14 protein-coding genes are annotated in these 11785 nt (G+C 69.0%); 13 read left to right on the forward strand and 1 reads right to left on the reverse strand.

The genetic code is table 11. The features are described from left to right. The first annotated feature begins 10 nt into the window (after window positions 1-10). From NS331_RS11070 to NS331_RS26645, 9 genes are all read left to right on the forward strand, one after another. The gene (locus NS331_RS11070) at window positions 11-268 is read left to right on the forward strand and encodes a hypothetical protein (protein ID WP_058642042.1); all 258 of its coding nucleotides are present in this window, start codon (window positions 11-13) and stop codon (window positions 266-268) included. Between the two features lie 5 nt (window positions 269-273). After that, the gene (locus NS331_RS11075) at window positions 274-2712 is read left to right on the forward strand and encodes a phage major capsid protein (RefSeq protein ID WP_058642043.1); all 2439 of its coding nucleotides are present in this window, start codon (window positions 274-276) and stop codon (window positions 2710-2712) included. 4 nt (window positions 2713-2716) lie between these two features. Beyond that, entirely contained in the window at window positions 2717-3409 is a 693-nt protein-coding gene (locus NS331_RS11080) for a hypothetical protein (RefSeq protein ID WP_058642044.1), read from the forward strand. After that, window positions 3406-3909: a hypothetical protein gene (locus tag NS331_RS11085; RefSeq protein ID WP_058642045.1), complete on the forward strand. Its 504-nt coding sequence runs from the start codon at window positions 3406-3408 to the stop codon at window positions 3907-3909. The genes NS331_RS11080 and NS331_RS11085 overlap by 4 nt, the downstream gene beginning before the upstream one ends. Next, window positions 3906-4388 carry a hypothetical protein gene (locus tag NS331_RS11090; RefSeq protein WP_058642046.1) on the forward strand — a complete coding sequence of 161 codons (483 nt, stop codon included), beginning with the start codon at window positions 3906-3908 and terminating at the stop codon, window positions 4386-4388. Before NS331_RS11085 ends, NS331_RS11090 begins: the two co-directional genes overlap by 4 nt. Then, complete coding sequence (locus NS331_RS11095) at window positions 4385-4570, forward strand: hypothetical protein (protein ID WP_058642047.1); 186 nt, start codon at window positions 4385-4387, stop codon at window positions 4568-4570. The genes NS331_RS11090 and NS331_RS11095 overlap by 4 nt, the downstream gene beginning before the upstream one ends. A gap of 13 nt (window positions 4571-4583) precedes the next feature. After that, complete coding sequence (locus NS331_RS11100; RefSeq protein WP_058642048.1) at window positions 4584-5510, forward strand: phage tail tube protein; 927 nt, start codon at window positions 4584-4586, stop codon at window positions 5508-5510. Between the two features lie 2 nt (window positions 5511-5512). Beyond that, window positions 5513-5866 (forward strand): phage tail assembly chaperone, encoded by a 354-nt coding sequence (locus NS331_RS26640; protein ID WP_058642049.1) that lies wholly within the window; start codon window positions 5513-5515, stop codon window positions 5864-5866. Between the two features lie 113 nt (window positions 5867-5979). Continuing rightward, window positions 5980-6243 carry a DUF1799 domain-containing protein gene (locus NS331_RS26645; RefSeq protein WP_058642050.1) on the forward strand — a complete coding sequence of 88 codons (264 nt, stop codon included), beginning with the start codon at window positions 5980-5982 and terminating at the stop codon, window positions 6241-6243. Here the strand turns inward: NS331_RS26645 and NS331_RS26650 are convergent. Further along, window positions 6227-6367: a hypothetical protein gene (locus NS331_RS26650; protein WP_193758085.1), complete on the reverse strand. Its 141-nt coding sequence runs from the start codon at window positions 6365-6367 to the stop codon at window positions 6227-6229. The genes NS331_RS26645 and NS331_RS26650 overlap by 17 nt on opposite strands. A gap of 157 nt (window positions 6368-6524) precedes the next feature. Between NS331_RS26650 and NS331_RS11115 the strand changes: the two genes are divergently transcribed. The 4 genes from NS331_RS11115 to NS331_RS11130 are packed head-to-tail and all read left to right on the forward strand — an operon-like array spanning window position 6525 to window position 11774. After that, on the forward strand, window positions 6525-10112 hold the full coding sequence (locus NS331_RS11115) for a phage tail tape measure protein (RefSeq protein WP_058642051.1): 3588 nt from the start codon (window positions 6525-6527) through the stop codon (window positions 10110-10112). Beyond that, window positions 10109-10735 carry a hypothetical protein gene (locus NS331_RS11120; protein ID WP_058642052.1) on the forward strand — a complete coding sequence of 209 codons (627 nt, stop codon included), beginning with the start codon at window positions 10109-10111 and terminating at the stop codon, window positions 10733-10735. The genes NS331_RS11115 and NS331_RS11120 overlap by 4 nt, the downstream gene beginning before the upstream one ends. Continuing rightward, window positions 10732-11364, forward strand: coding sequence for a hypothetical protein (locus NS331_RS11125; protein WP_058642053.1), 633 nt, complete (start codon window positions 10732-10734; stop codon window positions 11362-11364). Before NS331_RS11120 ends, NS331_RS11125 begins: the two co-directional genes overlap by 4 nt. Further along, window positions 11361-11774 carry a DUF6950 family protein gene (locus tag NS331_RS11130; RefSeq protein WP_058642054.1) on the forward strand — a complete coding sequence of 138 codons (414 nt, stop codon included), beginning with the start codon at window positions 11361-11363 and terminating at the stop codon, window positions 11772-11774. The genes NS331_RS11125 and NS331_RS11130 overlap by 4 nt, the downstream gene beginning before the upstream one ends. Window positions 11775-11785: the final 11 nt, after the last annotated feature.

The raw sequence follows: 11785 nt of genomic DNA on the forward strand, positions 1-11785 counted from the left end.
AGCGACATCGATGTCCGACACCCCCCAGGCTGACAAGGCCGCCAAGGAGCTGACCGCCGCCGAGGCGGCCAAGCGCGTCAGCCGCCCGATCTACGAGCAGGCCCAGGGCAAGGATGAGTCCGGCGCCCCCATCCTGATCTCGAAGTTGGTCAAGCGTGCGCCTGTCAAGGTGGACGAGGTACTCAGCTTCAAGGATTACGGCACCCACGTCGTCGTGGTCACCACCGACGGCCAGAAGTTCAGCAGCCTGGACGGCAAGGACGCCTGATCGTCATGGTCAAGCTGATCCCGGCCGGCAGCGGCTTCGCCCGGCTCACCGAGGCGGTCACCACCGAGTACGGCCAGCTCATCGAGCTGGTGCGCCAGGCGGTGCAGGCCAAGGTCCGCGTGGCCGGCATCACCAGCGACTACTACGTCGACGTGCGCGGCATCTGGCCCGACCAGGTCGTGGTCAGCGTGCGCGGTCGCCTCTATGCCTACGCCTACACCCTGGGCGCCGACAACACCGTGGTGGTGGGCGACGGCCAGGAGGTGGTGGCGAGTTACCAGCCGGTGGCGGCGGTCGATCCGGCGGCGGTGCGCGAATCGGTGCACCAGCAGGGTTCGACGTTGCTGTCATCCCATATGACGGTTGGCGTTCTGGGTGGGTTGTCGACGCAAAGCGCGCAACTGCAGCACTTGGTGCAGGCCGAAGCGTTCCGCGAGGCCACGGACGGCTCCATCCAGGTCACGCTCCTGCGGGCTGGCCGCTCGATCAACAACAACTTCTACCCGGACGCCGTGCTGCGCGAGTCCGCACCGCAGTTCGAAGGGGTGCGGGTCTTCGTCAAGAGCGACGACGAGCACACCAGCGGCAAGGGCAAGGACGTCCGCAATCTGATCGGCGGCGTCTACGGCGTCCGCTTTGTCGAGGGCAAGGGTGCCGACGCGGGCGCGCTGGTCGGCACCTTCAAGCCGCTGGACCCGAAGGACGCCGCCGTCGTCAAGATGACCGAGGCGGTCAAACGCGGCCTCACCGGCCTGCTGGGCCTGTCCATCGACGCAATCGCCCAGACCAAGAAGCGCCAGCAGGGCCGCGAAGTCCTGCGCGAGGCGGCCAAGTTCCTCAAGGTTCATTCCGTCGACCTGATCGTCGAGCCGGGCGCTGGTGGCGGCCTGGATCGTCTTACCGAAGCCACCGCCACCGACATCTCCCCCAACTCCCCCGAAGGAAGCACCATGCCCCTGTGGAAGCAGCGTCTGCTGGAGGCCATCAAGGCCAAGGATCCGGCCGCCCACGCCAAGATCGACCCCGCCACCATCGGCGATGACGACCTGGTCAACCTGCACGAGTCCGTCTGCGGCTCCCTTCTGGCCCCGCCCGGCGCCGACCGGGTGACCGAGGCCGCCCGCGGCGACGACGCGCCCGTGACCCGCGCCGACCTGGCGATGCTCCAGGTGCGCCAGGCCGCCGCGGTCAAGATCACCGGCAGCAAGCTGCCGCAGCTGGCCAAGGACCGCCTGGCGGCCAACTTCGCCGGCATGGAGCGCTTCACCGAGGCCCAGGTGGACGATGCCATCAAGAGCGAAGGCGAGTATCTGGCCCGGTTCACCGAGTCGGGCTCCGTTCGTGTGCCGGCGTTCGGCAACATCGAGGTCGGCGACCGAAGCGCCCAGATCAAGGACATGCTGGACGCGTTCTTCGATCCGGCACACAAGGACCACCGCAACATCCAGTCGTTCCGCGAGGCCTACGTCGAGATCACCGGCGACCGCCGCGTGACCGGCCGCATCGAGAACTGCGACCTGTCGCGCCTGTCCGAGAGCCTGGGCATCATGCGCGAGTCGGTCAGCAGCAGCACCTTCTCGGCCGCGCTGGGCGACAGCATCACGCGGCGCATGCAGGCCCTGTACCTGGGCATGGTGGACCTGGACACCTGGAAGAAGGTGGCGACCTGGGGCCCTGTGAATGACTTCCGCACCCAGGAACGCATCCGCATCGGCGGCTATGGCAACCTGCCCGCCGTGGCGCAGGGCGGCACCTACCAGCCGCTCACCACCCCGGGCGACGACAAGGCCACCTACGCGGTGACCAAGCGCGGCGGCACCGAGGACGTGACGCTGGAGGCGATCAAGAACGACGACGTCCAGGCGCTGCGCCGCATCCCGCTGGAGCTGGCACTGGCCGCCAAGAACACGCTGTACGAGTTCGTGTTCGACTTCTACCGCGCCAACCCCACGATCTACGACACCAAGGCGCTGTACCACGCCGACCACGGCAATCTCTTCACGGCCGCGCTGTCCGCCGCCGAGTTCGTCGCGCACCGCCTGGCGATGCAGAAGCAGACGCGCGCCGGCAGCGGCAAGCGGCTGGCCACGGCTCCGGTCTCGATCCTGGTGCCCTTCGAATTGCAGGAGACGGCATTCAACCTGTTCGTGCGCAACCAGAACCTGGACAAGACCTTCGTGCAGTCGATCAACCCGGAGATCATTCCGGTGTCGTACTGGACCGACGGCAACGACTGGGTGACGGTCGGCGACCAGGCGCGCGCCCCGGTGCTGGAGATCGGCTTCCTGGACGGCCGCGAGGATCCCGAGCTGTTCGTTCAGGACATGCCCAACGTGGGCTCGATGTTCACCAACGACAAGATCACCTACAAGATCCGGCACATCTACGGCGGCAACATCCTGGTCGACGGCTGGAAGGCCACCACCAAGGCCGTGGTGGCCTGACGGCATGGCCCTGGTCGACTATGAGCAGCTCGTCGCGCGCCTGGTGGGCGGGCAGAACGCCGGCGTCGACCAGGGCGACATCGCCAGCGCCATCGCTCTGGCGGTGACGCGTTACAGCGCCGATCAGCCCCGTGTGCTGGTGCGCAACACCGCGTGGCTGCTCCAGGGCAACCTGGCGCCGCTGCCGGCGGACTGGGAGGTCGGCAGCGGCATCCTCTCGGTCGAGTACCCGGTCGGCCGCTACCCGGCACAGTTGATCGACGCCGAGGTCTACCAGGATGCCGGCGGCGCCCAGCTCGTGAGCATCGAGCCGCTGCCGGCCGCCGCGGTGGTGCGGGTGACCTTCACCGTTCGGCACCAGCTCGGCGCCCAGGCCGACACGATTCCCGAGGTGCACCGCGAGGCGGTTGCCAGCTACGCCGCCCACTCGCTATGCCGACAGTTGGCCGCGCGCTTCAGCGGCGAGCGGGAATCGAGCATCAGCGCAGACGGCAGCAATACGGACTCCCGCGCCCGCAACTACGCGGCGCGCGCGAAGGAACTGCGCGCGACCTACTACGGCGCCATCGGCAAGCCCGACCCCGCCTTGCAGACGAGCGGCCAGACCGCCGGGTCGGGCGCGACACCCGCTGCCGCGGTCGCCAGCTGGGAGGGACGGCCGCGCAACCGGCTCACGCGCATGGGGTCCGGCCTGTGAGCAGCCTGCATCTGAGCATCGGAGGCCTGGCGGCCATCAACCGTGGCCTGGCCGAAGATCCGGCCATGGCTCGGCGCGAGCTGTTGATCGCAATGACCGAGGCCACGCTGCTGGTCGAGCGCGAGGCGAAGGAGCGCATGCCGCGCGGCGCCACGGGCCTGACTGCGCAGTCCATCCAGTCCGATGCCTTCAGTACGCCGGCCGGCGTGCTGGGGGTGGTGAGCAGCTCGCTGCCGTCCGCTTCGGCCGTCGAGCTGGGCACGCGGCCCCACATGCCGCCCATGGATGCGCTGGTGCCCTGGGTTCGGGCGGTCCTCGGCGTGTCGCCGAAGCGCGAGCGCAGCGTGGCTTACCTGGTGGCCCGCAAGATCGCGCGGCGCGGCACGCCCGCGCAGCAGCCCTTCGCCAAGGCCATCGCGGCGACCGAGAGCCGGGTGCTGCGCATGTTCGAAGCGGCGGCCGGACGCATCGCCGCCCGCTCGGCAGGAGGCGCATCGTGAGCGGGCTGGCCGACATCCGCGCCGCGATCCTTGCCTCAGTGGGGGCAGTGCCCGAGGTGGGGCCGGTGCACGCTTACGAGCGATACATGCGCGAGGAAAGAGACTTCGCCGCGCTCTACCTCTACCAGCCCGCAGGCGCTCCGCAGCCCCAGGTTCGTGGCTGGTGGTTGAGGCGCTGGAGCACAGACGAGCGCTCGCCCAACGTGGCTCGCAGCATCGATGTGCACACTTGGCGCCTGCGCGGCTACATGGCCCTGGCTGATGCCGACGCCTCCGAGTTGGTGTTCGATGAGCTGATCGAAGCGATCCGTACCCGGATCCGGCACGACCCCACCTTCGGCGGTGTCTGCAACCCCGGCTCCGGTCTCGATGGCGACGAAGACAGCGGCGTGCAGGTCGGCGACGTCGGGCCGGTCAGATTCTGCGGGGTGCTGTGCCACTCCGCCGTCCTCACTTTCAAGACCTGGAGCTACCAATGAGCAGACGCACTTCCGGCCCGGCTACCTCCGAGGCACGCGAGCCGAACGAAAAGGGCGCGGCGCCGGCAGACGCCGCCGAGCTGCCGGACACCCCGGTGCCGGACGAGCACGCCGGCACCGGCGGCCTGTACGAGATCCGCGACGGCCAGCGCGTGCTGGTCGAGCGCACCGCGCAACCCTGAAGGAAGTTAAACCATGTCCCTGATCACGCGGCGCATGGCCATCCTGGCCAAGATCGAAGCCACCCTGGGCGTCGACGCCATACCCACCGGCGCGGCCGACGCGATGCTCGTCGGCTCCCCCAACCTGTCGCCCCTCGAAGGCGACGAGGTCGAGCGCGACATCGTGCGGCCGTACTTCGGTGCCGGCGGCTCGGTGCTCGCCACGCAGTTCCGCAAGCTGAGCTTTGCGGTCGAGTTGGCGGGCGTAGGCGCTGCCGGCGATCTTCCCGGCTACGCCGCGCTGCTGCGCGCCTGCGCCATGTCCGCCACCGTGGCGGCCAACACCAGCGCCACCTTCGCGCCGGTCACGGACGGGCTGGAGTCGCTGTCGATCTACGCCAACATGGACGGCGTGAACCACGCCCTGCTGGGCGCGCGCGGCAGCTACAAGCTCGACATCAGCGCCAAGGCTCTGCCGAAGTTCGAGTTCGAGTTCACCGGCGCCTACGTGCCGCCGGCCGACACGCCCCGCCCCGCAGCGGTCTACCCGAAGTTCCTGGCGCCGCTGCCCGTCAACAAGGCCAACACCACGCTCGCGCTGGACGGCTTCACTGCGGCGGCCAGCGCCTTTTCCCTGGACGCGGGCAACACGGTGGTCAAGCGCGACCTGATCAACGTCGACACCACCGAGATCACCGGCCGCAAGTCCACCGGGTCGGTGACCTTCGAGGCCACGCTGGTTGGCACCAAGGCGTGGGTGGAGATGGCCCGCGCTTCCGCCATCGTGCCGCTGGCGCTGCGCCACGGCCAGGGCGCCACCAACGTGGTGGAGGTGAAGTCGACCCGCGCGCAACTCGGCAAGCCCAGCTACAGCGACGTCGACGGCATCCAGATGATCACCATCCCGCTCGTGTTCGTGCCCGCGTCGGGCAACGACGAGTTCTCCATCATCGTTCGCTGACCATGGCCCAGAAACTCAAGATCAACGCCAAGCCCACCTTCTCGGCTCCTGTCGTGCTGCGCCTGGCCGCCGACAACGGCGAGGTCCAGGACGTGCCCTTCACCGCGATCTTCCGCCGCGTCAAGGGGAGCGAGGCCAACGCCATGCAGGCGCAGCTGGAGGCGCGCCAGCTCAAGGACAGCGAGCTGCTGGACAAGGTGCTGGCGGGCTGGGAGGGTCTGGAGGCCGAGGACGGCACGCCGTTCCACTTCACGCCCGAGAACAGGGCTGCCGCCCGCGAGGACTGGCCGACCTTCGAGGCGGCCATCGTCTTCGCCTACTTCAAGCACCAGGACGCGGCCGTCGTAAAAAACTGAAGGAGGCCGTCCGCTTCCTGTTCGGCGCACGAAGCGCCAGTATCCACGAGGAGCCCATCGATGAGGAGATTCGCCGCCAGGCTGCTCGGCTTGGTCTCGATGCTGAGCGCCTGGTGCGCGAGCCCACCCGGCAGGACGGCGCCGGCTTCGAGTTGTGGGAGGAGCACGTCGCCGCGTTCCAGGTGTTCTTCCTGTGCGCCCGCCAGTGGCGCTTCAGCCTGGGCTTCGGCTCAGTTTGGTATGAGGGCCTGGATCTCGCTGCGGTGGACGTGGCGATGCGGCGCCTGGGTGTCCCCGATGAGCGGCAGGAGGAGCTTCTGTTTCAGCTCCGGGTGATGGAGGAGGAAGGAAGGGCCGTGCTCAACGGCGCGGGCTGACGAAGTTGTTCAGCACCAGCAGAGGCACGATCACGATGGGCGAGACCAGCGCCAGCATCAGCCACCAGGTGGGATGCGACAGGCAGAACAGCAGGCCGAGGAGCCAGAGGGACAGCCACTTCATGATGGGCGGACTGTAGCGCATTGACCGCCGCGCCGCGCGCCGGCAGACTTGGCACTCCAGACGACAGAAAAGGCCGACACGCGTCGGCCTTATTCATTTGGGCGTTGCCCTCGACCATAGACAGACGATGGCAAACGAGCGGCAAGTCGGAATTCGGATGACGGTGGATGCAACGTCGGTCTCGACGCAGCTCCCCGCAGCCGGCGCGCAGTTCGACCGCTTCGCCGCCACCACCGAAGCCTCGTCGCGGCGCGCCACCCAGGCCGTCGCCCGCGTCAACATGTCGGTCACGGACCTGGTGCGCGGCGCCGCGGGCCTGACCGTCGTGGCCGCAGCCGTGGGCACTGTCACCTCCGCCCTCAGCGAGCTGCCCCAGCGCGGGCTGGCCTTCACCAGCGAGGTGGAGGTGGCCCAGCTGGGCATGGCCGGCATCCTGCGCTCGATGACGGCCGTCAACGGCCAGCAGACCCAGTGGAATGACGCCCTGCGGATCTCGGGCGACATCATCGGCAAGCTCAACGACGACGCCCTGCGCACCGCGGCCAGCAGCCAGGAGTTGGTGGGCGTGTTCCAGGCACTGCTCGGGCCGGGCCTGGCCGCGCGCATGACGCTGGACCAGGTCCGCGAACTGACGGTGGTGGGCACCAACGCCGTCAAGAGCCTGGGCCTGTCCGGCGGCCAGGTGGTGCAGGAGCTGCGCGACCTGGTGCAAGGCGGCATCACCGCCTCTGGCTCGTCGCTGGCCACTGCCCTCGGCCTGAAGGACGAGGACATTGCCAAGGCCAAGGCATCGAGCGAGGGCCTGTTCGCCTTCCTGATGTCCCGGCTCAAGGGCTTCAAGGACTCCAGCGAGTCCTATGGCAGCACGCTCAAGGGATCCTTCGAGCAGCTGCAGGAAGGCGCGACGCGCCTGGCCGCCGACGGCATGAAGCCGCTGACCGACGAGATCAAGAAGGCGCTGCAGGGCGCCTCGGACTTCCTCGTCGTCACCAATGCCGCCGGGCAGCAGCAGATCAACCCCACTCTCGTGGCGGGCCTGCAGCACTACGCCGAGTCGGCGGCCAAGGCCCTGTCCGTGGGCCGCGACGTCGTGCAGCAGCTGTGGGAGCACCGGGAAGCCATCGGCCTGCTGATGGCGGCCTACAAGGCCTTCCGCATCGGTCAGTGGGCCGCGGAGGCCGCCGCCGCCGTCCAGGCCAAGATGGAGCTGTCGCAGGCGGATCGCCTCGCGCGCGTGGAGGCCGCAGCCAGCCAGGCCGCGGATGCCCAGGCCGTGACCAGCAGCCGTGCCAAGGTGACGGCGCTGCTGGCCGAGCTGGCGGCCAAGCAGGCCTCGGCCGAAGCCGACGTCGCTGCCGCTGCGGCGCAGCGCGCGCAGCTGGTGGCGACGAACGAGGCCATCGCCATCTCGCGCGCCGAGGTGTTGGCGAAGATGGAGTCGGCCCGCGCCACCATGGCCCAGGCCCAGGCGCAGATCCAGGCGGCACAGGCGGCCGGCGCGCAGAGCTTCGCCCTGGCCGCGGTGCGCGACGGCACCGTGGCCCTGTCCGCGGCCCAGCAGCGGCACGCCGCGCTGATGACCGAGCTGGCGGTGCTGGGCCAGCAGCAGGCGCGGGTGAATGCGCAGATCACGGCCACCACCGTCGCCCAGGCAGCAGCCCAGGACGCTGCTGCTGCGGCGGCAGGCCGGCTGGGCGCGGCCACCGGCGCGGCCTCCCTGGCCAGCCGCAGCTTCGGCTTGGTGGTCGGCGCCCTCGGCGGGCCCGTCGGCATCGCCATCATGGCCGTGGCCGGTCTCGCCATGTGGCTGTACCGGCTGAAGTCGGCCGCCGACGACGCCGCCAAGACGGGCCTGCAGATCCAGCGGGCCGAGAAGGATGCAGCCAGCGGCAAGGTGCCGGAGATGCGCGACGTGGCGGCCATGGAGGCCGAGCTGTCGCGCTGGAAGGATCGGCGCGATGAGCTGATTGTCTCGGGCAAGAAGAGCATGACCGAGTGGGTGAACGGTGCCCCGGTTAAATCGACGGTCGAGAGCCTGGACGCTGGCATCGCCAACCTGGAGGAACGGCTGGGCAAGGTCCGGGCGGCCTCCACCGGCGCGGCGCAGGGCCAGCAGCAGCTGACGCTGACGGTTGAGGGCGCGCGCCAGGCCTGGCGCAAGGCCAACGGCGACGTGAAGACGTCCGCCTCCATCCAGGAGGAGTACACGCAGAAGCTGCACGGCTCCCAGACGGCCTTCCAGCAGTACCTGGCCGTGCTGGAGAAGAACGGCGCCACCGAGTCCACGATCCAGGAGGCGCGCAAGCGCCAGGCGCTGGACGAAGCTGGCCTGAAGGCCGAGCGCGACAAGGCGCTCAAGTCGCTCAGCGCCGACGGCGTGTCGACCGAGAAGCGCGGCCTGGAGGCGCAGATCGCCGCGGTCGAGAAGGGCTATAAGCTCAAGGCGCTCGCCATCACCGACGGCATGGATGAGGTGGACAGCCTGGTCAAGCGCGACCTGATGTCGGACTACGCTGCCGTGGGCCGGCGCCGCGAGCTGCAGCTGCTGGACCTGAAGAACCGCGAAGACGCCCTGCTCCAGAAGATCGCGCTGAAGCGCAAGGAAAAGGACTCCGAAAAGGAGGTCGCCTCCCTGCAGGGCGAGCTGGCCGAGTTGCCCGCCCAGCGGCGCAACATCGACAGCAAGGCCGCGCGCGACCAGGAAGAGCTGCTGGTGGCGCCGCAGATCGCCCAGCTCAAGGCCCTGCGCCAGACCATCGACGGCGTGCGCGACCAGGCTACCGAGCAGGAGCGTGCCAACGCCGTGATCGGGAAGGCCAAGACGGCGGTAAACGACCTCACCATCGCCTATCTCGAGCGCCAACAGGCAGAGCTTGAGGGTTCTCAAGGCAGCACTGCCTACGTGGCTGCCCTGGAGGAGCGCATCGCGGCCGAGAAGCGCCTGCGAGCCGCTGTAGGCGCTGGAGAGGGGCTTCAGCTCGCACAGGACTGGAAGGACAAGCAGCGCGAAGAGGCTCGGAAGATGTCCGAGGACACGCGCAGCATGTTCATCCAGGGCGTGAATGGCCTGCTGTCGAGCGACGCCAACGTCTTCGAATCGCTCGGCAGCTCGCTGCGCAACACCATCATCAGTGCGGTCGCTGGCGCGTTCTACGACGCCCTGTTGAAGGATGCGGTCGACAACTTCACGAAGCTCGTGAGTTCGGAACTGCGGAAGGCAATTTCCCCGGGCGGGGATAGCTCCGGCGCGTCGTTCGGTTTGAGTCTGCTCAAGGGGGCAAGCAGCATTTACTCCAGCGGCCTCTCTGGCAACGCAGCAGCGGCAGCGGCAAGTTCCATCGGTGGAAGCGACACCTTGGGCACCATGATCGGGCTGATGGGCCTTGTGAAGCCCAGCGCCAAGGGGAACGTCTTCGACGGTGCCGCCGGTCTGAGCAGCTACGTCAACACGCTGGTGGACCGCCCTACCGTCTTCCCGTTCGCCAAGGGCGGCATCGGTCTGATGGGCGAAGCCGGCACCGAGGGCATCTTCCCGCTGCGCCGCGACAGCCAGGGCCGCCTCGGCGTCATCGGCATGAGCGGTGGCCAGGGCGGCGCGCCGCTGCACTACGCACCCACGACCCACTTCCACCTGGACAGCCGCGTCGACCGCGGCGCGGCCATGGCCGACGCACAGCGCCTGGTGAAGGAAAGCGACCGCCGCCAGTTCGAACGGCTGCAGCGCCTGCGGATTGCACCCGAATGAGCATCATCGAGATCCCGGCGGGCCTGCCGGTTAAATCACAGGTCTGGGGCATCCGGTCGTTCGACCAGGCCTTCGGCAACGGCGATACCGGTTCCACCCAGGTGGCGGTGCTGGGCCCGCCGCGTCGCGGCTGCTCTCTCGTGAGCGAGGAAGCGATTCCGGTGACCAGCGAGGCCGACCTGTGGTCCATGCTGCTTCACAGCCTGGAGGGCCGCGTCAACAAGCTGGCGGTCTACGACCTGCTGCGCCCTGCGCCGCGAGGCACCGCACGCGGTGCCTGGGTGGCGGCAGCTGCAGCCGCGCCTGGGAGCAGCACGCTGACGATCCAGGCCGGTGCGGCACAGACCGGGCGCACCCTGCTGGTGGGCGACTGGATCGGCGTGAACCAGGCCGGCGCCCAGCGCCAGCTACTGCACGTCCAGGCGCCGGCACAGGTCGACGGCAATGGCGTGCTGGCGGTGTCGTTCAAGCCCGTCCTCCGCGTAGCGGTGGCCGCAGCCAGCGTCGTGGTGTGGGACAAGCCCACATGCCTGATGCGCCAGGTGCCAGCCGACGCGAAATGGACCACCGAACGTCGCATGCGCGGCGGCTTCTCGCTGGACCTCTTGGAGAGCTGGGAATGAGCGTCGAGACCAATGCTGGCTTCGACGCCGCAGCCCAGGCGCCGGCCTACGGCGTGCTCGCGCTCGTCGAGGCCCGTGCGCGTTCCGGCGTGATCCGGCTGACGGACTGGCCGCTCGACGTTGTGGCCATGGGGCAGACCTGGAAGGGCATCGGCTCGCTCGGCAAGGTCGGCGAGCTGCACGAGAGCGATGACGGCGCCGCGCAGAAGCTCGACTTCACGCTGTCGCCGGTCGACCTGAGCATGAAGGCGTTCGCCCTGTCGGATGCCAACGACTGGCAGGACCGACCGATCCGGCTTTGGGTGGTCCTGGTAGACGCGCAGACCCACCAGATGGTGGGCTCCCCCGTTCTTCGATTCGCCGGCGTCATGGACAACATGAAGCTGGACCGCCCCGAGGCCAACGACGGAAGCGAGGAGCCCGGCATCCGCCTGGCGGCGCGCACCGCCACCTACAACGTCCGCAACAACCCGGCGGCCCTGCGCATGAACAACGCACAGCACCGCGCTCGCTTCCCAGCCGAGCGGGGCTTCGAGTACCTGCAGGGGTTGATCGGCAACCCGTCCGTCTACGCCAGCCTGGCCTTCAGCGCCTTCCTCTACATCCGCAACATGCTGGGGGTGAAGTGAAAGAGCTGGACGCCTTCATCGACGCGCGGCGCGACCAGGACTTCGCCTACTTCGAACGAGACTGCGCCACGCTGGCCGCTGACTGGGTGCAGCTGCGCACTGGCGCGGATCCGCTGGCATCGCTGCGCCTGGACGGCGGGCCGCTGGCCAGCCGCCGCCTGCTCACGGCCCTGCGCCATGTGCGGGCCCACGGCGGCTTGCACGCCGCGGCCGTCGAGCTGCTGGGCCCGGCGCTGCCCGGCCTGATGGCCTGCCGCGGCGACATCGTGCTCATGCGTAGCGGTGGGCGGCTCGGGCTCGTGAGCGGGCATGCCTTCGGCATCTGCACCGGGCAGAACCTGGTGGCGCCTGGCAAGGACCGGCTCACTTTTCTGGGCCTGACGGCGGGGGTGGCGGCATGGCGCGTGTGATACGAGTCCTG

This window comes from Pseudacidovorax intermedius (assembly GCF_001476815.1).
GTDB classification, from domain to species: Bacteria; Pseudomonadota; Gammaproteobacteria; order Burkholderiales; family Burkholderiaceae_C; genus Xenophilus; species Xenophilus intermedius_A.